Consider the following 26325-nt stretch of genomic DNA (forward strand, 5'->3'; position numbering starts at 1 on the left):
CCATGGGGATGAAGTATTGGCTGGCCCTTGCCAATCTGGTGTGGCTGGGATGTTTGCCCGCTGGCGCGGTACATGCGACCGAAGCACAAGTTGTGGTGGCGGCCAGTGAAACCGGACACGACTGGTATCAGGGCAGTCAGGCCGAACAGGCCCGTGTCGAGCTGGAGCAGCAGTTGCAAGAGGCTGTGCTTGCCCAGCTGCATCCCGATTTTTTCACGCTGTGGAAGCGCCTGCAGGCCACCCCTGCAGACAAGCGTGGTGCCATCTATGACGACATTTTTGCCAAGCTGAGTCGTTTCCAGCACGCCTGGCGGGGGATGGATCTGGTCTCGCGCGAGCAGATGAAGACCCTCAAGCTCGATTTGAACCGCCCTGTAGTGACCCAACCCAGCGATGATGACCTGCTCACCCAGGTGAAATCCCTGCGCCCTCAGGTGGCGGAATACGAGGCGGTGCGGGCCAAAGTGCACAAACTGCTGGCAATGCCGATGGCCAGCAAGTGGCCGACCCTCGATATGCCGACCCTGCGTGCCGGAGAGAGCTCCGCCGAGCTCGGCCAAATCCGCGCCATGCTCAACGAGCTGGGCGACAGCGCCCCGAGCCATGGTGATCAGATTTACGATGGTGATACCGAGCAGGCCATCAAGCAGTTCCAGCGTCGTCATGGTCTCACCGCGGACGGCATTATCGGTCGTCAGACCCGCTCCTGGCTCAATACCGGCCCGCAAGTGCGCGCCAGCTTGCTGCTGCGTAACCTGTGGCGTCGCGATCTGGTGGATCAACTCGCCGGTGGCCGCTACGTGCTGGTCAATATTCCCGACTACCGTCTGAGCGTGGTGGAGTCCGGCAACGAGGTGTTTACCAGCAGGGTCATCGTCGGCAAGGAGCAGCGGGCCACCCCCATTCTGGCCAGCGAAATTCGCTCCATCGTGCTCAACCCCTCCTGGCATGTGCCGCGCTCCATCCTGAGCAAGGACATCCTGCCCAAGCTGGGTCGCGATCCCGCCTATCTGAGTCGCGAGCAGTTCGAGGTGATCGACAGCGAGGGCAATCCGGTCCAGTTCACCGAAGAGGGGTGGCATCAGGCGCTGGCCGCCGGTTTCCCCTATCGCCTGCGGCAAAAGCCGGGGGATCATAATGCTCTGGGGCGCTACAAGTTCTACCTGCCCAACAATGACGCCATCTATCTGCACTCCACCCCGCGCAAGGCGTTGTTCGAACAGGGGGCGCGCGCCTTCAGTTCGGGCTGCATCCGGGTGGAACATGCGGACGATCTGGCCGAGCTGTTGTTGGCGGACTCCCGCTATCAGCCGGACAAGGTGGCCAATATCCTCAAGGAGAGCCAGACCAAATGGTTGCCGCTCACCACGCCGATCCCGGTCTTTACCGTCTACTGGAGCAGCTGGCTCGACGAAAATGGTCGCCAGCAATTGCGTAACGACATCTACGGATTTGATCGGGTCAGCTTCCAGAGCCGCCTGCTGTGATCCCTGCCACAGAGTGAAAAGCCCGGCCTGTGCCGGGCTTTTCTATGGGCGATTGAGGTTTGACAGGGCCCCCCGCCGGAGGGTAGTTTCAAGCGCCTGTATGACATTCACTCAGTGAGCTTATTCACCTTTTCGCTTGAATCTGCGATGGACGAACCCCTTATGCTGGAACAAGAGATAAGTCGACGTCGCCTGTTGTTGGGAGCCGGTTGCCTGCTGGGCAGCTCGCTGATCTCCTTCCCTGCACTGGCCAGCCGCAGTACCACCGGGCGTGAACTCAGTTTCTTCAATCTCAATACCGGCGAGCGGGTGCGCGCCAGCTATTGGGAGAACGGCCACTATCTGAGCGACGGGTTGGCCGAGCTCAACCACATCTTCCGCGATTACCGGCGCAATGAAGTGTTCAACATCGACAAGAAGCTGTTTGATCAACTGTTTCTGTTGCAGCACAAGCTGGGTCGGCGCAGTGAAATTCAGCTGATCTCCGGCTATCGCGCCCCGGCCACCAATCGTCAGAAGCGCCACAAGAGCCGTGGCGTGGCTAAGCACAGCTACCACACCCTGGGACAGGCGGTGGATGTGCGGATCCCCGGCGTACAGCTGGCCCATCTGCGCAAGGCGGCGCTCCAGCTCAAGGTGGGTGGGGTTGGTTACTATCCCCGTGATAACTTCGTTCACCTCGATACCGGCCCGGTGCGCAGCTGGTAAAGGGGTTGGCAAACTGCCAAGCTCTTCCTACCAGAGAGGAGATAGCGATGAAAAAGATAGTGATTGGCGGCCTGATCGCCCTGTTGCTGACCGGTTGCAGCAAGCTCAACCGTGAAAATTACGACCAGTTGAAGATGGGGATGAGTTACGCCGAGGCCAGCACCATTCTGGGCAAGGCGGAGCGCTGTGATGATGCGCTGGGCACCACCAGCTGCCTCTGGGGTAGGGAAGGGAAGAACATCAAGATCCGCTTTATCGCCGACAAGGCGACCTTCTTCAGCTCGGAAGGGATTAACTGAGTCGCAGAACGTCCATGAAAAAAGCGCCGCTCGGGCGCTTTTTTGTTGCTCGCAATCCAACCCGCTTCGCCAGAAGCTGGCGTACTCAGTGGGTCGCGTACTGGTAGTTGAAGGTGGGCAGACCCCACTTGAAGCGTACCGCCAGCAGCCGCAGTACAAAGCCGATCCCGATGGAACCGAACGCGGCCCAGTTTGTCGGCAAGCCCTGATCCAGCGCCAGACAGTAAAGGGCTGCGGTGATCAGCGAAATGGCTGCATAGAGCTCGCGACGAAACACCAGCGGAATGCGCTGACAGAGCAGATCCCGCAGCACACCGCCAAAGACCCCTGTCACCACCGCCATGATGCAGGCAATTCCGGCACCGTGGCCCATATCCAGCGCCCGGGCCGCACCGAAGATGGAGAAGACCACCAGTCCCAGGGCATCAAGGGCCATGAACAGCTTGCCGAGGTAGCGCATCAGGGGGGCAGAGACCACACCCGCCATCGCAGCTGCGGCAACCAGCAGCACGTATTCCGGATGTTCAATCCAGAGCAGCGGATAGTGGCCGAGCAGCACATCGCGAATGGTGCCACCACCGATGGCCGTCGCCGAGGCGATGATCACCACACCAAACAGATCCATCCGTCGCCGACCCGCGGCCAGCGCGCCGGTCATCCCTTCGGCCACCAGGCCCACCAAGAAGAGTGCATGTAACATGAGATATCCCAGGGAACGAGAAAGGCCAGAATCCTACCAACTCGTGTCATATGGGACAAGCTATCGAATGCATGCATTAATTTAATTCATGCTAAATGCGAAAAAGGCACCGTTTCGGGTGCCTTTTTCTAATCAATGTTCAAGGGTTAGCGCCCCAACTGCTCCTGCCGGTAGTGATCGACCCACATGGCGGTGGCGCCACAGATGGCGACCGGCATCACGAAGAGGTTCACCACCGGAATGGCGGAGAAGAGGGTCACCAGAGCGCCGAAGCTGAGGCACTTGCCACGGCGTTGCTTCAAGGCGTCACGCATGGTGATGAAGTCGATCTTGTGGTTGTCGAACGGATAATCCACATACTGGATCGCCATCATCCAGGCGCTGAACAGGAACCAGAGCACAGGCGCCAGGGTCTGGCCCACCACCGGGATCAGAAACAGGATCAGGCAGCCAATGGCCTTGGGCAGGTAATACTTCAGCTTGGTCCATTCGCGGCCGAAGGTGCGTGGCACATCCTTGACGATATCCAGCATGCCGCTGTCATTGGCGGGCTGACCGGTGAGGATCTGTTCCACCTTCTCCGCCAGCAAACCGTTGAAGGGGGCGGCTACCCAGTTGGCAACCGAGCTGAAGATAAAGGAGAAGACCACCAGTATGGTGATGAGGGCGATGGGCCACAGCAGATAGTCCAGCCAGTCGAGCCAGGCGGGGATCTGCTGATGGAGCCAGGCGAACAGGCCGTCCAGTTGCAGCAGCAGGGCATAGAAGGCCCCGGCAAACAGCACGAAGTTGACCAGCAGGGGGATCAGCACAAAGGTGCGGATGCCCGGTTGGCGAATGAGGGAAAACCCGCGCAGGAAATAGTCTGCACCGCTGATTGAATCTTTGACCATATGGGGTGATTGGCTCATGTGAGCTCCATCTATGCATGGGAGAACTGCCAGCATATTACAAACAAGCCTTTGATTTGGTAAAGTCGCCGACTATTCCTTATTTCGTGCCGTGGCGACTGAAAATCGGGCATTGAATGGGGATGATGCCTGCATATTACAAACAAAGCCGGGTCTGGATTTGGTAAAGTCACCTGCCCGCCTCCTCTTTATTTAGCCACTGATACAGGTCGCCATGCGTCTGAAACTGATCAAACTCGCCGGCTTCAAGTCGTTCGTCGAGCCGACCCGCATCGAACTGTCGGCAGACATGACCGCCGTGGTGGGCCCCAATGGCTGTGGCAAATCCAACGTCATCGACGCGGTGCGCTGGGTACTGGGAGAGAGCTCCGCCCGCCATCTTCGCGGCGAGAACATGACCGATGTCATCTTCAACGGCTCTATCAATCGCAGTGCACACGGGCGCGCCTCGGTCGAGCTGGTGTTCGACAATCCCCATAACCGGGTGCCCGGCGAGTTCGGCCGCTTTACCGAGATCTCGGTGCGCCGCGAAGTGCTGCGCGACGGCTCCAACCACTATCAGATCAACGGCCAGAAGTGCCGCCGCAAGGATGTAACCGACCTCTTCCTCGGCACCGGTCTTGGCCCCCGCAGCTACGCCATCATCGAGCAGGGCACCGTCAGCCGACTGGTGGAGTCGCGTCCGGCCGATCTCAAGCTCTTTATGGAAGAGGCCGCCGGGGTTTCCCGCTACAAGGAGCGGCGCCGCGAGACCGAGCAGCGCATTCGCCACACCCAGGAGAACCTGGAGCGCCTCGGCGATATTCGCGGCGAGCTGGGCTCTCGCCTTGAGCACCTCAAAGCCCAGGCCGAGACCGCCGAGCGCTACAAACAGCTCAAGAGTCGTTCGCGTGCCGCTCGCGCCGAGCTGATTGGCTCCGAGTTGTGGGCGCTCGAGACGCGCCTTGGCGAGGCCAAAACCGAACTGGCGCAGGCCGAGCAGGCGCTGGCGGCGCTCGATGCCAAACGCACCGCCGATGAGGGGCGCCATGTCACCCTGTCGGTCGCCAGACAAGAGGCGCAAGCCGAGCAGGCGAGCCGTCAGCAACAGATTTTTCTCGGCGGGCAGGCCATCGCCCGTCTCGAACAACAGCAATTGCACCAGAGTGAACTGGGGCGCGACTGGCAGGCCCGTGCAGAGGCGCTGGGCGAGCGGATCGCCACCCGCAAGGCTCAGCTTGCCAGCCAGCAGGATCAACTGACCGAAGGGGTGTTGCGCGCCGAGCAGGAGAGCGCCCGGCTGGAGCAGTGTGAGCAGTTGCTCACCGAGCAGCAGGAGGCCCGCCAGCAGGCTAGCGAGGGGCTGGAGCAGGCCCGCCTGCGCCAGCTGCAGTGGCAGCAACAGTTGGCCGGGTTGCAGGGGCAGCTCAATCAGACCCGTACCCGGTTGGGTGGCCTGCAGGAACTGCAAGCCAAGACCCGGCTGGCGCGCCTCAAGCTGGAAGATGAACGCGCGGGCCCCCTCGGCGCAGAGGCCGATGACCTGCAACCGGCCCTCGATGCCCTGAGTGGTGAGCTGGAGCTGACGCGGGCGGCCAATGGTGAGCTGACCGAGCAGCTGGCGCAGGCGGTCGACGCCCATGAACAACTCAAGCAGCAGCATGGCCAGCAGTTGAGCCTGCAACGGGAGTTGGAGGCGCGGCTGGCGACGCTGGATCAGATCCTCGGCGAGCAGATGGAGGGGGCGACCCTGGCGGATCGACTGCAGGTTGCCCCCGAGTGGGCACAGGTGCTCGACAAGGTGCTGGGTCGCTGGCTCACCGCAACGCCGGCGGACGAGTGCGATCTGATGCAAGAGGGGCTCTGGATTGGCCCGGCGCAACCGGCGGTTGCCGGTACGCTGGCGGCGCAACTGGGCGGCGAGCACATTCCCGCCTTCCTCAATGCCATCTGGCTGGTCGAGAGCCGGGAGGCCGCATTGGCCCGCCAGCCAAGTCTGGCGGCCGGTGAGTCGGTACTGACTCCTGCTGGCGACTGGCTGGGGCCAAACTGGGCAGATCTGGGGCAGGGCGCGGCGCTCGGCACCATGGCACTGCTGGGGGAGCGTGAGCGGTTGCATACCGAGCAGGAGAGGGTTGCCGCGGGGCTGGCACAGCTGAGCGAGCAACTTGTGGCTGCCGATGCCCGGCGCGCCCAGCTTGCCTGTGCGCAGGAGTTGTCGCAGCGAACCTTGCGCGAGCAAGAGCAGAAATGGCAACAACTGCGCGAAGCCTGGAGCCTGCAACAGGGTCAGCGGCAGGAGCGGTTGCTGCGGCTCGGTCAGCTTGGCGAAGAGCTGAGTCGGCTCGATCAGGTGCAGGCCGAAGAGGCAGAGCGACTGGCCAGCGCCCGTGAACAACTGGAACTCGATGAGGCACGCCTTGCCGAGTTGCAAGAGCAGGGGGAGCCGCTGACGCAAGGGGTGCAGGTCGCTCAGGATCAGCTGACCCGCTGCGAGCGGGCGGTTGACGAGGCCCGTGTGCGCCGCGAGCAGCAGCAAGCGGCCTGCCAGCGTTTGCAACTGGAGCTGGGCAATCTGCGCCAACTCATTACCCTGGGTGAAGAGGAGCTAGCGAGGCTCGGGCTGGAGCTGGCCGGGCTGAAAGGGCCGGATAGCGAGGCAGTGCCGGATCTGGCGCCCCTGCTGGCCGAGCAGCGCAATCTGGAGGCGCAGCAGCTCGCCTGCCATCAACGGCTTGCGGAGCTGGAGCGCCAGCTCGGTGAGCTGGAGCAGGCCAGAAGTGCCGATCACAAGCAGCTAGTGACGTTGCAGGAGAAGCTGGCAACCCTGCGCCTTGAGCGCGAACGTAACCTCACCCGTCGACAGGGGCTGCACGAGCAGTTCGAAGAGTTGGGGGTTCGACTGGTAGATCTCGATCAGGCGGTGTTGATCGCTGCTGATCGCAGCAAGCTGCGGCAGGAGATCCAGACGCTGGAGGCGCAAGTGGAGGCGCTCGGCGCCATCAACCTGGCGGCACTGGAGGAGTACGAAGAGGCGAAAACCCGGGCAACCTACCTCGAAAATCAGTGTCAGGATCTCGAGCAAGCGCTGGAAACCTTGAGCCAAGCCATTAAAAGAATTGATAAAGAGACACAAATACGGTTCCGGGACACTTTCGATAAGGTCAACGAAGATTTAAAATCCCTGTTTCCAAAAGTGTTCGGTGGGGGCAGTGCCTGGCTTGAGCTTACCTCCGATGATCTTTTGGAGGCCGGAGTGAGCATCATGGCGAGACCTCCGGGTAAGAAGAATGCTACCATTGCCCTGCTTTCCGGGGGGGAGAAGGCGTTAACCGCGCTTGCGCTGGTTTTTGCCATCTTCAGACTCAACCCAGCACCTTTTTGTCTGCTGGATGAGGTGGATGCACCGCTCGATGAAGTGAACGTCGGTCGCTTCTGTTCTCTTGTCAAAGAGATGTCGAGCACAGTACAGTTCGTTTACATCAGTCATAATAAGGTCTCCATGGAGATGGCTGAGCAGCTGGTTGGCGTCACGATGCAAGAGCCCGGGGTTTCTCGCATTGTGTCGGTCGATATCGGTGAAGCCGTCGCTTTGGCTGAGCAAAACTAGAAAGAGAAGCAGCTAATGCAGGAATTGCGTTACATCTTGGTTGCCCTGGGCGGTATTGCTATTGCGGCATTGCTCATTCACGGGTTGTGGAGCAACAAAAAGAATCGTCAGGCACCGATCAAAGAGAAACCGATTGGACGGATGGACTCCAAGTCGCGGGATCGTGATAACGACGCCTTCGACAGCGATGGCATCGGCCAGGTACGCGTGGTCAGTGGTGGCCGTCGTGCCGAGCCCAAGCTGCGCAGTGAAGAGAGCCGCCAGCCGGAATTCGGTCGTCGCCCTGCCGTCCCCGCCTTTGATGATGAAGATGACGAGGACGATCTGCCGCCGCCCGTAGTGCGCAAGCCTGCTGCCCGCCCGGTTCCGCCGCCTCCTGTCTATGAAGAGGAGGAAGCGTTCGACGAACCGCTGCCCGAGGAGATCGACGAGGCGCCCGCCGCGCCGGTGCGCAAACCTGCTCAGGTCAATCGTCGTACCCCGGTCTACCGTTCCCGTCCCCAGCGCGAGCCCATGATGCAGTCGCTGGATGACGAGCCGCTGGTCGAGCCCGCTTACGCGACCGCCCCGACTTTTGGTGCCCGTGCAGAGACAGTCCGTACCGCTGACACCGTTCGTGCCGAACCGGTGCGTGCTCCCGAGCCGGAATATCAGCCGCAGCCCCGTCATGTGGCTCCCGAGCCTGTGTATGAAGAGCCGGCCTATGTGGCACCTGCACCTGTGGTTGAAGAGCCGCGCATGGCGCCCCAGCCGGTCGAGAAAATCTGGCAGGATGTCTATGTCATCAACCTGATGGGCCGTCCGGGTCACGACTTGCAAGGTGCAACCTTGCTCTCATCCCTGATGGCGCTGGGCTTCAAGTTTGGCGAGATGGATATTTTCCACCGTCACGAAGATCCCAACGGCAAGGGTGAAGTGCTCTTCTCCATGATCAACATGGTCAAGCCAGGTACCTTCAATCCGTACCGGATGGAACAGTTCACCACGCCGGGTGTCTCCCTGTTCATGCAACTGCCGCTGCGCAGCAATGCCGCGTTTGCCTTCGAGGACATGCTGCAGGCCGCCGATCAGCTGGCCAGCGATCTCGATGCCATGCTGACCGATATGGATCGCAGCCCGCTGAGCGACGAGACCATTGCCCGTTACCGTCACGAGCTGGCTGCCTACGAGGCCAGTCGCGACTAATACGCCATGCGGGTCGAGTGAAGAAAAAGTGCGGTACCCAGGTACCGCATTTTTGTTTCTACCTCGGCCGTATGTTCAATCACACTTCGAGACTTTTTCATGAGCGATATCCTCTCCCGCCACCGTCAATTGTGTGAACTGCTTACCGAATATGGTCACCAGTACTATGTGCTGGATAACCCCACAGTGCCGGATGCCGAATACGACCGTCTGATGCGCGAGCTGATCGCGCTGGAGGCTGACCACCCCGAGCTGAAAACCCCGGCTTCCCCCAGCGTGCGGGTCGGCGGCCAGCCGCTGACGGCGTTCAGTCAGGTGCGTCACGAGATCCCCATGCTCAGTCTGGATAACGTCTTTAGCAGCGAAGAGTTGCAGGCGTTCGAACAGCGCATGAGTGATCGCCTCAAGCGTGACGTGCGTTTCACCTTCTGCTGCGAGCCCAAGCTCGATGGTCTGGCGGTGAGCTTGCTCTATGTAAATGGTCAGCTGGTGCAGGCGGCCACCCGGGGCGATGGCGCTACCGGTGAGGAGATCACCGAGAACGTGCGCACCATCAAGGCCATTCCGCTCGCATTGCGGGGCTCTGGTTGGCCCGATCGGCTGGAAGTGCGTGGCGAAGTCTTTATGCCCAAGGCCGGTTTCGAGGCGATGAACGCCAAGGCGCTGGCCGCAGGCGAGAAGGTGTTCGTCAACCCGCGCAACGCCGCCGCCGGCAGCCTGCGTCAGCTCGATTCACGTATCACCGCCAGCCGTCCCCTGAGCTTTTACGCTTACGGTGTCGGTGTTGGCGGCGAGCTGCTCGGTGACTCTCACTTTGGTCGCCTCAATCAGCTCAAGGAGTGGGGGCTGCCACTTAGTCCCGAGGTGAAGCTCAAAGAGGGGGCCGCCGGTTGTCAGGCGTTCCACGACGACATTCTGGCCCGCCGTGGCGAGCTCCCTTACGAGATCGACGGCGTGGTCTACAAGGTGGATGCTATCGCTCTGCAAGAGGAGCTGGGCTTTGTGGCCCGCGCCCCGCGCTGGGCGACCGCCCACAAGTTCCCGGCGCAGGAGGAGATGACAGAGCTTGAGAACGTCGAGTTTCAGGTTGGTCGCACCGGCGCCGTGACGCCGGTGGCCAAGCTCAAACCTGTGTTTGTTGGCGGCGTCACCGTCTCCAATGCCACTTTGCACAATGCCGACGAGATCGAGCGCCTTGGCGTGATGGTCGGCGATACCGTGATCGTGCGCCGGGCAGGGGACGTGATCCCGCAGATCGTGGCAGTGGTGGAGGCACAGCGCCCTGTTGATGCGCGTGAAATTCTCTTCCCGACCGAGTGCCCGGTGTGTGGTTCGGCAGTGGAGCGGCTGGAAGGGGAAGCGGTTGCCCGCTGCTCCGGTGGCCTGTTCTGCGAGGCGCAGCGCAAGGAGGCGATCAAGCACTTCGCCGCCCGTCGCGCCATGGATGTGGACGGCCTTGGCGACAAGATTGTCGAGCAGCTGGTGGACAAGGGGCTGGTGAAGACCCCCGCCGATCTCTTCAGCCTCAATGCCATCCAGCTGGCCGGTCTTGAGCGGATGGGGCAAAAATCGGCCCTCAATCTGGTGGCTGCTATCGATGCTGCGCGCAGTACCACCCTGCCGCGCTTCCTGTTTGCCCTGGGGATCCGTGAAGTGGGGGAGGCGACTGCGCTCAACCTTGCCAACCACTTCCTCACCCTGGATGCCCTGCGCGCGGCCTCGGTGGAGCAACTGCTCGAAGTGGCCGATGTGGGTGATGTGGTGGCCAAGCATGTCTACTACTTCCTGCGTCAGCCCCACAACGTGGAGGTGCTGGAAGCCTTGCTGGCTGCCGGCATCCACTGGCCGGCCATCGAGAAGAAAGAGGCCGCGGAGCAACCCTTTGCCGGCAAGACCTTCGTGCTGACCGGCACCCTGACCACCTTGTCGCGCAACGACGCCAAGGCGGCATTGCAGGCGCTGGGGGCCAAGGTGGCGGGCTCTGTATCTGCCAAGACCGATGTGCTGGTCGCGGGGGAAGCGGCCGGTTCCAAGCTGGCCAAGGCACAGGAGCTTGGCATTACCATCTGGAGCGAAGAGAAGTTGCAGCAGGCGCTGCAAGGCCAGAGCTGAGTTCGTCTCTCTGATAAAAAAACAACCCGGTATTCGTGCCGGGTTGTTTTTTATTCCCCCGCTATCACCATTTTTTGCGGGGGTGCAGCAAGCGCCTGAGCAATATTTCCCGAGTGCTCAGTTTGCTCAATCAGTATGGCAACACTCTACAAGGCCACCTGATGCATCAAGCCGAAGGGGGGCATCCTCTCTCGAGGCTTATTCCTGTGGCTTGAGGAAGTTGCGATAGAGCATATAGAGGTGGGCCGAGCTCCAGCTGAAGTTGCTGGCCCCCTGCATGGCGCCGGTCTCCGGATTGTAGTTTTCGCGGATGGGGCCGCTGCCCGCCAGTCCTTCGGCATTGTTGAACAGCTTGTTGACCAGTGCCTCGGCATCGCTGCGATAGCCGTAGTTTTCGAGCCCCTTCACCCCGAAGTAGAACTGATCGAGCCATACCCGGCCGCGCCAGTAGATATTGGGGTCGTAGGCCGGGTTGGTCAGCGCGGCTGTGCCCAGCGGGATCTTTGTGTTGAACTCCTGGGCGTTGAGCATCACCTCGCGCACCCGTGCCGCTTTCTCCTTGTCGGCGACTTCTGCCCAGAGCGGGCTCCACCCTTCCGGGCCACGGCCGCGGGCGGTCAGCAATTTTCCGACGCAGCCGTTGCCGTCAGCAACATCCCCCTGAGCAATCTGACGATCGTAATAGAAGCCTGATGCCTCATCGAACATGCAGCTGTTGATGTAACCAGCCAGCTGGATCGCACCATCGCGGTAGCGGCTCGCGTCGTTCGGCTTGCCAAGCAGGTCGGCCATGTCGGCCAGAATGCGTTTCTCCTTGGCGAGGAAGGCGTTGAGCTCCACCGACTCCTGATCGATGGAGAAACCGATCAAATCGCCATTGTCCTGATGGTTTTCAAAGAAGGCGACGTTCCAGTCCTGACGTGCCTTGGCCAAATCTCCGCCATAAGTCTTGTCGGCATAGCGTTGCAGCTGGCCCGGTTCGATAAAGCCGAAGCGGGCGGCGTTGTCCATGCCGGACTCCCAACCGGCGCCGTGCTGGGCACCGATATCCATGTCGCTGTAACCGCCCACGTTCAACACCTGTTGATAGAGCGGCATTCCGGCGCAGGCATACCAGCCATCCCCCTCACTGGTACAGCTTGAGAGATCCAGCCCGGCGGGAATACCGTTGGAGTACTGCACCTTGAAGGTGATATTGCTGTACTCGTCGTTGTGCTCCACATGCTTGGTGGCGCCATATTCGATGATGCCGTTGCGGTTGTTGTCCCGCGCGCGGTACCACCAGTCGTGGTAGGCCTGCAGCTTGGGATACATCTCGGCGATAAAGGCCTTGTCCTTGGTGGCGCTATAGATTTCCCAGATGGCCCAGGCGGAGAGGGGCGGCTTGGTATCGCGCTCGTTCCAGTTGCCGCCATCGCCACCGCGATCCGCCGGCTTGTTGTAGAAGACGGCGTCGATCACCATGCCCGCATCCTGCGGTCGTACCGGATCATCCGGCTGTACCTGATAGTCATACATGGCGCGCACGTTGTTCTTGGCGACCTCCGGGTTGAAGTGTGCCATGGCATAGGCGTGCTTCCAGCTGTCCCAGGCCCAGACGCCGTCGAACCAGCGGGCGGTATTGGAGGGGGTTACCCCATCGTGGAGGATGGCGCCAGCCGGGGATCGCCAGTTGCCATTGAGGGTCTCCATCGCCTTGACGGCGATGCGACGCTCCGACTCGGGGATACCCTGATTGGAGAGACCCTTGGCAAGGTAGCCCTCCCAGCGGCGGATGGAGTCGGCAAAATAGCTGGCCGGGTTGGCCAGCAGGGCCTGACGGCTCTGCTGATGGCGGCTGGCGTCATCTGCGGAGTGGAGATAGCTCTGCAGGGTGTAGATATCCTCGCTCCCCTTGGCGGCCAGGGTAATGCTGGCGTCGCTTTGGTAGCCCAGTGTCTTCTGGTCGAGGGTGGTGCGACTTGGCAGGGTGCGGTCGATGCGATAGCGGGCGCTGCCGCTCTGCATGATGTTCCAGGTGCTGCGCAGTTTACCGAACTGGAATTCGATTCCTTTGTCGCTCTCGCTGATGGTGCGTGTCCAGCCTAGATATTTGCTGGCAATCGTATCCTTGGCATCCCATTGATTGAGCAACTCGCCCTGCCAGTTGAGGTTGAGGGTGAGCGGTGCATCGGTCTGATTGATGAGTCGGGTGCGGATAAGAGCGGTGCGGGCATCGCCATAACGCAGGTCCAGCTCCAGCGTAAAGGGCTCGAACTCGAAGCGTTGCACCAGCGCTCCGGGAATGGCGTACACCTCCTGCTTGCGGGCGCTGGTGAGCGGGAACGGGCGGCCGCTCGCATCGCTCAGGGTGAGCTTGTCCAGCTCGCTGGCAAAGAAGAGGCTGTACTCCTCGGAGATGACCATGGGGCCGGTAAAGCCCCCCCACTCCTTGTCGCTGGCGGGCAGCAGGAAACCGTGCCATGCCCCCAGATCGAGCAGCGGGTTGTATTTGAGGTTGGAGTAGCTGTCAAAGTCGCGGAATTGGGTCGGTGTTCCCCGACGGTCGATCACATCCTTGTACTGGATGGCCTGCTCCGGTTTGGCGACTGTGTTGCTCTCTGTCTGGTTATCGTTGCAGGCAGTCAGTCCGAACAGGGCGGTGCCGAGGGCTACCGAGAGTAAAGTTTTACGAAACATTGCTCGCTCCAATTCCGTTTATGTAGGTTAAAAGGAAGATTTTTTACGCTTATTTTTAGTGAAAAGGTGTTCGGTAGCCATTGTATGGCAAGGGAAAAGGGAGCGTTGGCGCGAGATCACACTCTGAAGAGGTGGCAATGTGAGCGGGATCACCGGGTTACATCAGGTTACATAAGATTGGTTTTAAGTAATGTTTTACTTGTCGTTGCTCGCCAATCTGGCAGGGCAGGTGTGCAGGTATTGGTGAGGCGTCAGGCCGAACTCCTGTTTGAAGCGGGCGGCAAAGCGACTGGGGGAGTCATAACCGCAGGCGAGGGCGACCTCCAGCGGGGTCATGCCCTGTTGCAACAGGTTGAGGGCGTGACTCATGCGCACCTGAGCCAGCAACTGGCGAAAGCTGCGACCTTCGGCGGCCAGCTTGCGCACCATGGAGGCGCGGCTCATGGAGAAGTGGGGGGCCACCGCCTCCAGGGTGTGGTCGATGCCGGGTTCCACCGCCAGGTAGCGGGCCAGCCGCTCTGCGAGGGTCATGGTGCTGGCGGGAAAGAGCAATCCGAGGGCGTTGGCGGCCCGCAGCTCGGCATAGAAGCCGCGCAGCAGTTCGGCCTGTGTTGCTTCGCTCAGTCCCCGTTCGGCCATGGTGCTGATGAGCTCAAAGCAGAAGGCGAGCCCGGGGGTGACCTTGACGGCGGGTTCCTCCAGTTCAGCGTGGGAAGGGGCTGACTCGGCCAGCCATTCTGGTGGCGGCGGAGTGAGCAGCGTGATGGCGTGGGAGCGAAACTTGCCCTGCTCCGGCTGATTGACGAAGGTGAGCTGGTGGCCTGCCGGGATCAGCAGCCACCGCTCTCTGTCAAACGACAGACGTCGCTCGCGCCACCACAGTTGTTTGCTCCCCTGGGTGACCCAGATGAGGGTCGGGGCGTAGATGAGCACCCGGTGCAGGGGCTGCTGGCGGATCCCGAGATAGTGGCTCTGTTGCAGCAGGGGAGTGCTCATCCGGTTGGCTCCTAGGGGGTGACGAAGGTGGCGGTCAGGGTGGCTTTGCCAAGCGCCATGCTGTTGAGCATGTAGCCTACCATAGCGGGCGGGGTATCGGCCTTCACCTCGAGATCATGGGGCAGGGCCCAGGCGGTGAACTGATAGCGGTGCATGCCGTGACCTGCGGGCGGGCAGGGGCCGCCGTAACCCTGGCTGCCAAAGTCGGTGCGGATCTCCAATCCCTGCTTGAGCTTGCCGGAGGCATTGCTGGCCAGTTCGCTCTGGGTGGCAGGCAGGTTAACCACCAGCCAGTGCCACCAACCGCTGCCGGTAGGGGCATCGGGGTCATAGGCGGTGATGGCAACACTCTTGGTGCCTGCCGGCAGATCCTGCCAGCTAAGTTGGGGCGAGTGGTTGTCGCCGCTGCAGCCAAAGCCGTTGAAGCTGAACTGTTTGTCCATCAACTGGCCTTCGTGGATATCGCTGCTCTTCAGGGTCATGGCAAAGGCTGGCATGGCCGTCAGGCAGAGTAGTGGCAACAGGGCACTCTGTTTGAGCAATTTCATCGGGTGACTCCTCGTGTGGTAACGGGTTCACTTTAGCGAGGGTGGCGCAGGATGTTGTTGCAGAACGACTCAATGTGCTGTCGATTAGTGAGTTAATTGAGCCTTTTAGTTGTTTTTATGGCGAGAGGGTAAATCGCAGCCATAAAAAAACCGGCATCATGGATGCCGGTTCTTCACTGTGCTGACAGCTGATCGCGCGGATTAACGCAGGATCATCTCGTCACGGCCCGGGCCGACGGAAACCATCGGAACCGGTACGCCGAGCAGCTCTTCGATACGCAGCACGTACTGCTGGGCAGCGCGCGGCAGCTCTTCAAAGGTGCGGCAGCCGGTGATGTCTTCGCTCCAGCTTTCCATCTGCTCGTAAACCGGCTTCAGGGCAGCGGTTTGCGGCCAAATCGGGTTCTCGGTGTGGGCACCTTCGTAAGCCACGCAGATCTTCAGATCCGGCAGACCGGTCAGGCAGTCCAGCTTGGTCAGTGCCACTTCGGTGGCGGCTTGCAGCTCGACACCGTTCTTGGTGGCGACGGCGTCGAAGTAACCGACATCACGGGGACGGCCAGTGGTAGCGCCGAACTCATTGGTGATCTTGCGGAACTCGTCCTGGTTCTCCATGGCGGTCAGCAGGGTGCCGGTACCGACAGATGAGCTGAATGCCTTGGCCACAGCGATGACGCGCTCCGGGCGCAGACCCGGCAGACCGCCACCGATACCGGCGTAGGCGCCGGATACGTGGGAGGAGGTCACCCAGGGGTATTCGCCGTAGATCAGGTCACGGCCAGCGCCCAGCTGCGCTTCGAACAGCAGGGTCTTGCCTTCGGCCTGCAGCGCTTTGAGCGGCATGCTGACGTTGCAGACGGCGTCGATCCACGGGGCAGAGACTTCCAGTAGCCAGTCGGCCATCTCCTGGGCAGTCTGGGTGAATTCGAAGGAGGGGTAGATAGCCTTCATCTGCGGCAGTTTCCAGTCCAGCATGAACTGGATGCGCTCGACCAGTACGTCCGGCTGTTTCAGCCAGCCGACCAGGATCGCTTTTTTCATCACGCGATCGCCGTAGGCAGGAGCGATGCCCTGACGGGTGGAGCCATAGGCGCCGTCACCCAGACGTTGCTCTTCCAGGGTATCTTCCAGTGCGTGCAGCGGCAGGCACAGGGTTGCGCGGTCAGAGATGGCCAGCTTCGGAGTCACGCCGGAGGCTTTGACTTCCTCGAGCTCGACGGTCAGTTTCTCGGGGCTGATCACCATGCCCGGGCCGAGGACAACCAGGCAATCCGGGTTGAATACGCCACTCGGAACCTGGTGCAGCTTGAAGGTGCCAAGGTCGTTGACCACGGTGTGGCCAGCGTTGTTGCCGCCCTGGAAGCGAATGCTGGCGCCAGCTTGACCTGCCAGATAATCCACGATGCGGCCTTTGCCTTCATCACCCCAGTTAGCACCTACGACTACGATAGACGACATGACTCTTTCTCCTAAGACGTTAGGCGTCCATCCTAGGAGCCTGATGCGGATTAGAAAAATTAATTATCTTTATAATTCCGATAAGAGAAACATATAATTATGGCCAATTAAGCGGCAAACCGTCCGATTTTGCCTGGCAAGCCCCGCACATCGCGGGTTGAGGGACTCTTATGCTGGATATTCACTGGTTGCAAACTTTTGTCACCCTGGCCCGGTTGCAGCATTTTGGCCAGACCGCCACCGAACTGCACATGACCCAGCCCAATGTCAGCCTGCATATCAAGCGGCTGGAGCAGGCGACCCGGGTGCGGCTGATCGAGCGCAGCCCGTTTCGCCTGACGCAGGCGGGGGAGCGGCTGCTGCAAAGCGCCGAGCGCACCATCGCCGAGTTGCAGCTCTGCCAGTCCGATCTCAATGCCCTCAACCAGCTCAGTCAGGGGACGCTGGCCATCGCCGCCAGCGACATTATCTCCCGTCTGCTGCTTATCCAGCCGTTCCAGCGCTTCAAGCGGGAGTTTCCCGGCATCGACCTCACCCTGTTCAACACCACTTCGGATCAGGCTGCCGAGCTGGTCAAGGCGGGCAAGGCGGATCTGGGTTTTGTCATGGCGCAAAAGCGCAGCGAACCGCTCTTCTATACCGAGTTGCAACAGGTGACCTGGTGCGCGCTGGGCCACGGCCTTGCCCGCTGGCAGGCGCGGGCGGTGGCGGGAGAGAGCGACCCCCTCGACGAGCCGACCCTGATCCTGCTCGGTCACGACACCCGCACCCGGGCGCTGATCGACCCGTCCCTGCCGCTGCTGGCCTTGCCCCCCTGCCGCATCATGGAGGTGGGCAGCGTCGACGCCCAGCTCGATTGGGCCGAGGCGGGCTTTGGTGTCGCCATCGTGCCGGATTTCTCCCTGCATCCGCGCCTCAACCTCACCGCGCCGGTCACCAGCCTCGGCGACTTTCCCGGTACCAGTCTGGGTTATGTGGTGCGTCAGAATCAGGTGTTGTCGCGGGCCATCAAGCAGTTGCTGCATTGGGTGGAGGAGGAGATCCAGAAGCCCAACCCCTATCTGACTCGGGGGATGGAGCTTTAGCGGACGGCAAGGTGAGCAGGCCAATCAGGGTGACTCGCCACTATCGAGCGCATATCAACAATCAGGGCAGCCTAAGCTGCCCTGATGCATTTGTGGGCGCTGACCACTCAGGGCTGCAGCTGAGTGGCTGCGCTGGTGGCAGGGGCGGGAGGGGTGTCGGTTTTATCCTGCGGTGGGGTTTCGTCAGCAACCGCACTGCTGGCAGGCTGGGTTGCCTGCTCTTGCGGCGAAGTGGCCGCAGAGGTGCTCTGTGGCAACTGAGTCGACACGGCAGCCGATGGTGATGGAACCGTTGACGCTGCGGCCGAAGGGGACACGCTCTCATCATCGGTGGTCGGCGTGGCAGTGAGCTCGGGGGTGATCTCGAGCGCCTCTTCAGGCAAGGGATTAACCTCTGTGGCTTCTGTTGCCACTGCGGCACTGCTGGTGGCGGTCGCGTCAGAGGGCGCTTCAAGGGGGGCAGTCGTCCTGTCGGCGGCACTCACCTGTTCTGCCGTTGGTGCCGCCTCCGAGGTCGATGGTGCTGGTGTTAACGGCTCTGGTGTCAGCTGTTCCGCAGTTAACTGCTCGGGGGTCAGTGGCAAAGGGGCTGGCGGTTGATCCGACATCCCCGCATGGAGGGGCAGCTCGGTTTGCGCCTGCAACTGCTCGGGGGTCACCTTGCTCAGGGCGGGGTGCAGCCGGCTGAACTGCTTGAACCGGGCCAGCAGGGTATCGCGCACGGTACGGACGATGGGGTCCGGCAGGCTGGCCAGCGCCACCAGTTCGGCACTCATTCCGATATTGTTGATGGCGGTGGTCTGCCCCGGATAGAGGTTGGCGGCGATGCGGCTGCGCTGGTAGTAGGGGTGTTTCTTGAGCAGCGTGTCGATCTGCTCCCCTTCGATAGGGATGAGGCGCACTTTGCAGCGGCTGATCAGATCGCCGACTGCCAGACTGGGGTGACCGGCTACCACAAAAGCGGCATCCAGCGAGCCATCGCACAGCCCTTCCAGCGGTTCGCTCTCCGACTTGAGCTGATAGGCAGCAAACTGCCCGGGTTGCCATCCCATAGCTGCCATCAGGGCCTGGCTGGTGATCTGCTCACCGGCGCCATTGTTGCCCGGGTAGACCCGTTTCCCTTCGATATCTGCCAGGGTGGTGATGCCGCTGTCGGGGGCGGCCAGCAGGGTCAGCGACTCCTGATAGAGGCGAAACAGGCTGCGCAGCTCATTGTTGGCTCCCTGCCCGCTGAAGGGACCGGTGCCGTGCAGGGCGTGGTGCAATATATCGGACTGCACCAGCGCCAGCTGCACGTCCCCTTTGCCGAGCGCCTTGAGGTTGGCCATCGAGCCGCGGGTGCTCTGCACGGTGCAGCTGTCCCCATGGAGGGCATGGTCGGCATTGAGCACCCGGCAGATGGCGCCACCGGTCGGGTAGTAGACCCCGTTGAGCGGGCCCGTTCCGATAGTCAGCGCCTGGCTGCCAAAAGGGAGCAGCGCAGAGAGTGCACAGAGGGGGAGCAGAAGGTGATGCAAGATCCGTAGAGACATAATTGACCGTTGACTGAGTTGACCGCTGGCTGATGACACAGGGTAAAAGGGATGGGGCTTGCCCATCCCGTTGCTGGGCTGATCAGGGCTTGCTGTGGTTGAGGATTGCCCGCTCCATCCGCGCCAGCGCGTCGGTCAGTCGTGCCCTGGTGCAGCCGAAGTTGAGCCGCACAAACTGACCGTCGCCAAACTGGGCGCCGGGGGAGAGACCAACGCCAGCCTGCTCGAAGAAGGCGATGGGATCGGCAAGGCCAAGGGCGCTCACATCGATCCAGGCCAGATACGTCGCCTGATGACTGGCCAGCTTGACGCCCGGCCAGCGAGCCACCGCTTGCTGGATCAGGGCCAGATTGGCCGCCAGATAGTCGAGTTGCTCGGTCAGCCACTGTTCGCCACCCTCATAGGCCGCTTCGGCGGCGACAAAGCCCAGCAGATTGACGTCGGCGCTGATGCCTCGCATCGCCTGCTGTAGCCTGAAGCGCAGACGGGCGTTGGGGATAATAGCGAAGGAGCAGCAGAGACCGGCGATATTGAAGGTCTTGCTCGGGGCCATCATCACCGCACAGCGCTCGGCCGCTTGCGCACTGATGGCGCCGTAGGGAATGTGGCGGGCGTTTTTATCCAGCAGCAGATCGCAGTGGATTTCATCGGAGCAGATCACCAGATTGTGGCGCGCAGCGATGGCATCGATGGCCAGCAGCTCGTCACGGGTGAAGATGGTGCCGCCCGGGTTGTGGGGGTTGCAGAGCAGCAGCAGATCTGCGGCGGGGGCCTGACGCTCAAGCTCTGCCAGATCCAGCACCCAACGACCTGCCTCTTCAATCATCGGCACGGTGAGCAGGGGACGATCATTGAAGCCCGGCGCCTGCAGGAAGGGGTAGTAGACCGGCTTGGGGGTGATGATGCCGCGGCCATGCTGGCTCCACGCCTTGCAGGCAAGGTTGAGCCCCGGCACCACGCCCGGCAGGAACACCAGCCATTCGGGCTCGATAGCCCAGCCATAGCGGGTCGCCATCCGTTCGATAATGAGTTCGATCAGGCGCGGCGAGGGGCGTGAATAGCCGAAAATGCCGTGGGCAACCCGTTTGGTCAACGCCTCAATCACGGACGGGGGGGAGACAAAGTCGGTATCGGCAACCCACATGGGCAGCACATCCTGACCCTTGTACTTGTCCCATTTCAGGCTCATGGTGCCACTGCGGTCTACTTCCTGATCAAAATCAAACATGCGAACTCCTTGTGCTGGCAGGATGGGCTTTCACTCTACGGGGTCGCGGCCTCCCTCGCAAGGCGCACTCCTGCTTATGCATCCTTGAGCCCGCTCTTGATAGTGACATAAGATAGGCGCCGAATTTTCATACGGCTGCCGCCCGTTAGCCCGTATCGTCCCTCCAACCAGTGGTAACCCTATGAGCTTGTCGATAGCGGCGGTCAAACGCCCTGACCCCGTCTCTCTTTCATTTCTTGCCGTGACCTTTATGACCGGCGTCGCGGTGGCACTGCAGGTGCCTACCTTAAGTCTGTTTCTGGCCGAAGAGGTGCAGGTGCGCCCCTTTCTGGTCGGGCTCTTCTATACCATCAATGCGGTGGTGGGCATTCTGGTCAGCCAGTGGCTGGGCCACCGCTCTGACAACAAGGGGGATCGCAAGCGACTGATCCTGCGCTGCTGCTTTGCCGGGGTGGCGCTCTCCTTGCTGTTTGCCTGGAACCGCAACTACTGGCTGTTGGCGAGTCTGGGGGTGATGCTGGCGGCGCTGGCGGCCACTGCCAGTCCCCAACTGTTTGCGCTGGCGCGGGAGTATTCGGACAGCCGCAACAAGCGGGCGGACATGTTCAGCTCGGTGATGCGAGCCCAATTTTCGCTGGCCTGGGTCATAGGCCCGCCCATCGCCTTCGCGCTGGCCATCGGCTATGGTTTCGAGCTGATGTACCTGGCCTCGGCACTGGCCTACCTGCTCTGTGCCCTGGTGGTGTGGCGCTGGCTGCCCTCTCTGCCGCTGCCCAAGCTGGCTGAAGAGAGCGAGCGGGTCAGCAGTTGGCGGGATCCGGCGGTGCGGGCGCTCTTTATCGCCTCCACCCTGATGTGGACCTGCAACAGCATGTACCTCATCAATATGCCGCTCTATATCACCCGGGAGCTTGGGATGGATGAGAAGCTTGCCGGTATCCTGATGGGCACAGCGGCGGCGCTGGAGATCCCCTTCATGCTGCTGGCGGGTTATTACACGGCCCGTTTTGGCAAGCGCCCCATGATGTTGTTGGCGGTGCTGGCTGGCGCGGCCTTTTACACAGGTCTGGTGACCCTCACCGACCAATACGCCCTGATCGCCTTGCAGCTGTTCAACGCCATCTTCATTGGTATCGTGGCGGGGATCGGCATGTCTTATTTTCAGGATCTGATGCCGGGGCGGGCCGGGGTAGCGACCACCCTGTTTGCCAACAGCATCCGCACCGGCTCCATCATGGCAGGGGCCATCGCCGGAGTGGTGGCGGAGGTGTGGAGTTTCCACGGGGTCTTTATGGTGGCGCTGGGATTGGCGCTGGTGGCACTGGCCGCCAGCTGGCGGGTGCCCAACGTCTGACGGGGGGCTGGCTGTTATTTGTCGTGCCGGGGCTGGGCGTGCGGGAGAGGCGATGATTCGCCCTGATATTCGTTGCGCAGGCAGCGCAGCAGCAGCTCGGTCGCTGGGCCGAGGGATTCGGGGGAGAGGGTCAGCAGGTAGGTGTAGAGGTGGCGCTCGTTGCCGCTCTCCAGATCCAGCTGTATGAGCGAACCTTCCGCCAGCTCCCGCTCTACCAGATGGCGCGGCAGCCAGGCATAGCCGAGGCCGAGGCTCAGCATGGCGAGCACTTCGTGGTAGTGGGTCGCCTTCCAGCCGGTGTCATCTGCATCGTTCCAGTCCACCGAGCGGTGAATGGGGGGATGAAGGCTGATCTGGTTGTGGCTGGTCAGCACATCGCTGCGGATGGGCCCCTCCTCCTGTGCCAGCGGATGGCTGGCGGCGCAGAGAGGCAGCAGGCACACCTCGTCCAGCAGCAGACCGGTGCGATCGCCGGGCAGGTGCTCGGAGAGCATCAGATCCCCCGGTTGCAAGGCGTTGAAGTGGCAGTGAATGCGTTCGTGCAGGTTGACCCGGCAACCCCGGCTGCGGGGGTAGAAGCTGGCTAGCGCCCGATAGAGGCGAGCCCTTGGCTGCAGCGCCGAGACATAGAGGTTGATCTGCGGCTCCCACTGCCGCTCCAGGTTGTTGGCCAGATTCTCCAGCTCCTCCACCTGCTGGCTCAACTGACGGGCCCGCTTGAGGAAGATCTCGCCCGCTGGGGTCAGCACCGCCTTGCGGCCGCGCACCTCCAGCAAGGGCACCCCCAGACTCTGCTGCAACTTTGCAACCGCATGATTGAGGGAGGACTGGCTCTTGTTCAGCGCCTCGGCCGCCTGGGCGTAGCCGCCGCAGTCGACCACCGCCTGAAAGATCCGCCATTGCTCAAACGTGCTCTTGGGACGAAACATAGTTCAACCTGATTGGAGATAGGATGGTCAGTGGTTCGAACAGGGAGCCTGTGCCCCCTATTCAATTTAACCCCTGCCGCACAACACTCTGGGTATTTTATTGATTTATTTGGGCTGAGCCACAAAGGTCTGGCCGGTTTTTCCGCGGCTGTCCGACCCCATCAGGTAGAGGTAGAGCGGCATCAGGTCGGCCGGAGTCTTGAGGTTCATGGGATCTTCCGCCGGGAAGGCACTGGCGCGCATCTTGGTACGGGTACCGCCCGGGTTTAGGGTATTGACCCGCACACCGGTGTTCTCAAGCTCGTCGGCCAGCACTTCCATCATCCCCTCGATGGCAAATTTGGAGATGGCATAGGTGCCCCAGTAGGCGCGCCCCTTGCGCCCCACGCTGGAGGAGGTGTAGACGATGGAGGCATCGCCCTGCGCCTTGGCAGTCTGGCGCAGCAGCGGCAGCAGCGCCTGGGTCAGCAGGAATTCCGATTTGACGTTGACCTGCATCACCTCGTCCCACTCCTTCTCCTGAATATGTTCAAACGGAGAGAGGGTGCCAAGCAGACCGGCATTGAACAGCACGCCATCGAGGCGGCCAAACTGCTGGGCGAAGGTTTCGGCCATGCCGCGGTAGTGGGCGGCGGTGGCCCCTTTCAGATCCACCGGCACGATGGCGGGCAGCGGATAACCGGCCGCTTCAATCTGGTCATACACGGCTTCGAGTTTGGCGCTGGTGCGGCCGAGCAGGATCACGGTGGCACCGTGAGCGGCGTAGGTGAGGGCGGCTTCGCGGCCGATCCCGTCGCCGGCACCTGTGACCAGAATGACTTTATCCTTGAGCAGATCGCGGGGTGCCTGATAATCGAGCATGACAACTCCTGTTAACAAATTCCGGCCATAAGTGCATGGCAATCGGCGCCAAGTGTACTGATCCGTGCGCCTGTTTGACCAGCCAGCGGCAAGAAAAATGTGAAGAAAATAGAGAGGTTGTGATGCTCGGGTTGGTTTTTCCTGGCACTGGCTGCGATTTTTTGCGCGCCTCCATCAAACTCCCTAGAATGTGACGAAAACCGATCCATTCTGGAGTCCATCGTGACATTTCTGACCGAATATGGCCTGTTTTTGGCCAAGACAGTGACCTTCCTGCTGGCCATCGGCGCCATCATCCTGATGATTGTGAGCACTCGCCAGCCGAAAGCGCGCAAGGGGGAGCTGGTGGTGACCGATCTCTCGAGCGAGCTGGAGCAGGGGCAATTTGCCCTCAAGAGCGCGCTCGTAAGCAAGGCCGAGCGCAAGGTGCTGGAAAAGCAGCAGAAAGAGGAGCAGAAAAAGCGCGCCAAGGCCGGTGATGAGCGCAGTCGCCTGTTTGTGCTCGATTTCAACGGCAGCATGGATGCCAAAGAGGTTGCCTCCCTGCGCGAGGAGGTGAGCGCGGTGATTGGCGTCGCCCAGCCCGGCGACGAGGTGCTGCTGCGGCTCGAATCTGGTGGCGGCGTGGTGCATGGTTACGGCTTGGCCGCTTCCCAGCTGCAGCGTCTGCGCGATCGTGACATCAAGCTCACCGTGGCGATTGACAAGGTGGCGGCGAGCGGCGGCTACATGATGGCCTGTGTGGCAGACAAGATCTTGGCTGCCCCCTTTGCCATCGTCGGCTCCATCGGGGTGATCGCCCAGCTGCCGAACTTCAACAAGTTGTTGAAAAAGCACGATATCGAGTTCGAGATGCACACTGCCGGTCAGTACAAGCGCACTATCACCATGTTCGGCGAGAACGACGATCTGGGGCGCGAGAAGTTTCGTGAGGAGCTGGCGGCGATCCACGAGCGTTTCAAGGCCTTTGTGGCCGAACATCGCCCGCAACTCGATATCGATCAGGTCACGACCGGAGAGCACTGGCTGGCAAGTCAGGCCAAGGGGCTGGGGTTGGTGGATACCCTCTGCACCAGTGATGACTATCTGCTGGCACAGGCCAGCCACCACAAGGTGATCGGCATCAGCTATCGCAAGCCAAAAAGCCTGACCCAGAAGCTGGGGCAGCAGGGCGCGCAGGCGCTCGAGGCAGGACTTGGGCGGCTGTGGCAGCAGAGCCCCTGGCGCTAGCCCGAGGGAAATCCCGCGATAAAAAGGCCAGCCGATGCCCATCGGCTGGCCTTTTTGCATCCGGTTGCACCTTGTCGGTGAGCGAGGGTTGTTTCTATTGAGGCCCTCTGTTACAACTGAATGCTTTCCCCGTTTATGACAGGATCTTGTGGTAAGAGCTGCGGGGCATGGAGCATAGCGATGTCATGGAGCACCTTCAGGCAATTTACCCCGCTGGTCTGGATCGTCATTCTGGGTACCTTTATGGTGCGTACCAGCTACTACATGGTGTGGCCCTTCCTCTCCATTCTGCTCTATCGGGAGTATGACCTTTCGGCCACCTTCATCGGCCTGTTGCTGGGTGGCTCGATGGCCCTCTCTACCCTGGTCAGTTTTTACGGCGGCTGGCTCTCTGATCGCTTCGGGCGGCGCAGCATACTGCTGGCCGGTTGTCTGGTGGCGATGAGCTGTTTCGGCCTGCTCGGTTTCTCCCATGCGGTGTTCTGGCTCGGGGTCGGGGTGATGGGCAGCGGCCTCTCGTCGGGGCTCATCGATGCCCCCGGCAAGGCGTTGATGGCCGACAGTCTGGCCTCGGCCAAGGCGCGGGAGCTGGCACTGCACCTGCGCTATTTTCTGCTTAATCTGGGGGCCGCGTTGGGGCCGCTGCTCGGGGTGACCCTCGGGATCAACGCCCAGCAGGAGACCTTCCTGTTTCTGGTGGTGAGCTATCTGCTGCTGGCGCTGGCCTTTGGCTGGGGATTTCGCCGGGCTGGCAGCACAGGCAAGCTGGGGACTGCTGGCCCCGGACTGCGGGATGCCATCAAGGTGTTGCTGGCGGATCGCGCCTTCCTGCTGCTGGTGATGGCCAATCTCCTGATGGTGCTGGTCTACTCCCAGTTTCACTCGCCGCTGGTGCAGTACCTGACCCGGGCCGGTATGCCGCAGGTGGCCGAGCTGGTTGCCCTGCTGGTGGCGACCAATGCACTGACCGTGGTGCTGCTGCAGTTTCCGCTGCTGCGGTTGTTGTCACGCTGGCCAGTGCGGGTACGCCTTCATATCGGCATGGCGCTCTTTCTGGCGGCCCAGCTGCTCTTCGCGCTGGGGGACCCGATGGTGCGCAGCCACTGGTTTGGTGCCGTGCTGCTGCTCAGCATCGGCGAGACCATCCTGTTCCCCCTGCTCAACGTGCTGATCGACCAGATGGCCCCCACCCACCTCAAGGGGAGCTACTTTGGTGCCAGCGCACTGGCCGGGTTGGGAGGGGCTGCCGGCGCTCTGCTGGGAGGCTGGATCCTCGAGCAGTGGAGCGGTCAGTGGCTCTATGTGCTGATGGCGCTGCTTTGTGTGGCGATCTTTGCGCTTTATGAAGCAGGCGCCCGACATCATGGTCGGCGAAGTGCCCGGCAGGAGTCGGTGATAGGCTAACCGGGCTGACTTCGCCGCTGGCCAGCCCCT

General features: G+C 61.4%; 20 protein-coding genes. 10 read left to right on the forward strand and 10 right to left on the reverse strand.

Annotated elements, in window-relative coordinates; genetic code table 11:
• The first annotated feature begins 2 nt into the window (after positions 1–2).
• The 3 genes from I6L44_RS01610 (at position 3) to I6L44_RS01620 (ending at position 2494) form a co-directional block, all read left to right on the forward strand.
• Positions 3–1487 (forward strand): murein L,D-transpeptidase, encoded by a 1485-nt coding sequence (locus I6L44_RS01610; protein ID WP_216953085.1) that lies wholly within the window; start codon positions 3–5, stop codon positions 1485–1487.
• 162 nt (positions 1488–1649) lie between these two features.
• Positions 1650–2195, forward strand: coding sequence for a DUF882 domain-containing protein (locus tag I6L44_RS01615; protein ID WP_005338458.1), 546 nt, complete (start codon positions 1650–1652; stop codon positions 2193–2195).
• 47 nt (positions 2196–2242) lie between these two features.
• On the forward strand, positions 2243–2494 hold the full coding sequence (locus tag I6L44_RS01620) for a DUF3862 domain-containing protein (RefSeq protein ID WP_216953086.1): 252 nt from the start codon (positions 2243–2245) through the stop codon (positions 2492–2494).
• Between the two features lie 85 nt (positions 2495–2579).
• Here I6L44_RS01620 and I6L44_RS01625 read toward each other — a convergent pair whose 3' ends face one another.
• Positions 2580–3194, reverse strand: a complete 615-nt coding sequence (locus I6L44_RS01625; RefSeq protein WP_005338456.1) for a trimeric intracellular cation channel family protein — start codon at positions 3192–3194, stop codon at positions 2580–2582.
• A 146-nt stretch (positions 3195–3340) separates the two neighbouring features.
• Positions 3341–4105 carry a sulfate transporter CysZ gene (gene cysZ / locus I6L44_RS01630; RefSeq protein ID WP_005338455.1) on the reverse strand — a complete coding sequence of 255 codons (765 nt, stop codon included), beginning with the start codon at positions 4103–4105 and terminating at the stop codon, positions 3341–3343.
• A gap of 214 nt (positions 4106–4319) precedes the next feature.
• Between cysZ and I6L44_RS01635 the strand changes: the two genes are divergently transcribed.
• The 3 genes from I6L44_RS01635 (at position 4320) to ligA (ending at position 10991) form a co-directional block, all read left to right on the forward strand.
• Positions 4320–7694, forward strand: coding sequence for an AAA family ATPase (locus I6L44_RS01635; protein ID WP_216953087.1), 3375 nt, complete (start codon positions 4320–4322; stop codon positions 7692–7694).
• A 15-nt stretch (positions 7695–7709) separates the two neighbouring features.
• Positions 7710–8879, forward strand: coding sequence for a cell division protein ZipA (gene zipA, locus I6L44_RS01640; RefSeq protein ID WP_216953088.1), 1170 nt, complete (start codon positions 7710–7712; stop codon positions 8877–8879).
• 99 nt (positions 8880–8978) lie between these two features.
• On the forward strand, positions 8979–10991 hold the full coding sequence (gene ligA, locus I6L44_RS01645; protein ID WP_216953089.1) for an NAD-dependent DNA ligase LigA: 2013 nt from the start codon (positions 8979–8981) through the stop codon (positions 10989–10991).
• Positions 10992–11189: 198 nt separating this feature from the next.
• On the opposite strand, the gene ygjK is transcribed toward ligA, so the two are convergent.
• From ygjK to I6L44_RS01665, 4 genes are all read right to left on the reverse strand, one after another.
• Positions 11190–13670: an alpha-glucosidase gene (ygjK, locus tag I6L44_RS01650; protein ID WP_216953090.1), complete on the reverse strand. Its 2481-nt coding sequence runs from the start codon at positions 13668–13670 to the stop codon at positions 11190–11192.
• Positions 13671–13865: 195 nt separating this feature from the next.
• Positions 13866–14666 carry an AraC family transcriptional regulator gene (locus tag I6L44_RS01655; protein WP_216953091.1) on the reverse strand — a complete coding sequence of 267 codons (801 nt, stop codon included), beginning with the start codon at positions 14664–14666 and terminating at the stop codon, positions 13866–13868.
• A gap of 11 nt (positions 14667–14677) precedes the next feature.
• Positions 14678–15214 (reverse strand): YbhB/YbcL family Raf kinase inhibitor-like protein, encoded by a 537-nt coding sequence (locus tag I6L44_RS01660; RefSeq protein ID WP_206901348.1) that lies wholly within the window; start codon positions 15212–15214, stop codon positions 14678–14680.
• Positions 15215–15415: 201 nt separating this feature from the next.
• Positions 15416–16672: an adenylosuccinate synthetase gene (locus tag I6L44_RS01665; protein WP_005347796.1), complete on the reverse strand. Its 1257-nt coding sequence runs from the start codon at positions 16670–16672 to the stop codon at positions 15416–15418.
• A 170-nt stretch (positions 16673–16842) separates the two neighbouring features.
• On the opposite strand from I6L44_RS01665, the gene I6L44_RS01670 reads away from it, so the two are divergent.
• Entirely contained in the window at positions 16843–17757 is a 915-nt protein-coding gene (locus I6L44_RS01670) for a LysR family transcriptional regulator (protein WP_216953092.1), read from the forward strand.
• A 107-nt stretch (positions 17758–17864) separates the two neighbouring features.
• Here I6L44_RS01670 and I6L44_RS01675 read toward each other — a convergent pair whose 3' ends face one another.
• Positions 17865–19289 (reverse strand): TAXI family TRAP transporter solute-binding subunit, encoded by a 1425-nt coding sequence (locus tag I6L44_RS01675; RefSeq protein WP_216953093.1) that lies wholly within the window; start codon positions 19287–19289, stop codon positions 17865–17867.
• 82 nt (positions 19290–19371) lie between these two features.
• Positions 19372–20517: a MalY/PatB family protein gene (locus I6L44_RS01680; protein ID WP_064340869.1), complete on the reverse strand. Its 1146-nt coding sequence runs from the start codon at positions 20515–20517 to the stop codon at positions 19372–19374.
• Between the two features lie 181 nt (positions 20518–20698).
• Between I6L44_RS01680 and I6L44_RS01685 the strand changes: the two genes are divergently transcribed.
• Entirely contained in the window at positions 20699–21871 is a 1173-nt protein-coding gene (locus tag I6L44_RS01685; protein ID WP_216953094.1) for an MFS transporter, read from the forward strand.
• Between the two features lie 14 nt (positions 21872–21885).
• Here I6L44_RS01685 and I6L44_RS01690 read toward each other — a convergent pair whose 3' ends face one another.
• Both I6L44_RS01690 and I6L44_RS01695 read right to left on the reverse strand, forming a co-directional pair.
• Entirely contained in the window at positions 21886–22800 is a 915-nt protein-coding gene (locus I6L44_RS01690) for a LysR family transcriptional regulator (RefSeq protein ID WP_216953095.1), read from the reverse strand.
• Between the two features lie 105 nt (positions 22801–22905).
• Positions 22906–23661: a YciK family oxidoreductase gene (locus tag I6L44_RS01695; RefSeq protein WP_005334909.1), complete on the reverse strand. Its 756-nt coding sequence runs from the start codon at positions 23659–23661 to the stop codon at positions 22906–22908.
• A gap of 222 nt (positions 23662–23883) precedes the next feature.
• Here I6L44_RS01695 and sohB point away from each other — a divergent pair, with 222 nt between their 5' ends.
• Both sohB and I6L44_RS01705 read left to right on the forward strand, forming a co-directional pair.
• On the forward strand, positions 23884–24891 hold the full coding sequence (gene sohB / locus I6L44_RS01700; protein ID WP_216953096.1) for a protease SohB: 1008 nt from the start codon (positions 23884–23886) through the stop codon (positions 24889–24891).
• 180 nt (positions 24892–25071) lie between these two features.
• Positions 25072–26295 (forward strand): MFS transporter, encoded by a 1224-nt coding sequence (locus I6L44_RS01705; protein WP_216953097.1) that lies wholly within the window; start codon positions 25072–25074, stop codon positions 26293–26295.
• Positions 26296–26325 lie beyond the last annotated feature (30 nt).

The organism is Aeromonas sp. FDAARGOS 1414 (assembly GCF_019047065.1).
Lineage (GTDB): Bacteria > Pseudomonadota > Gammaproteobacteria > Enterobacterales > Aeromonadaceae > Aeromonas > Aeromonas veronii_A.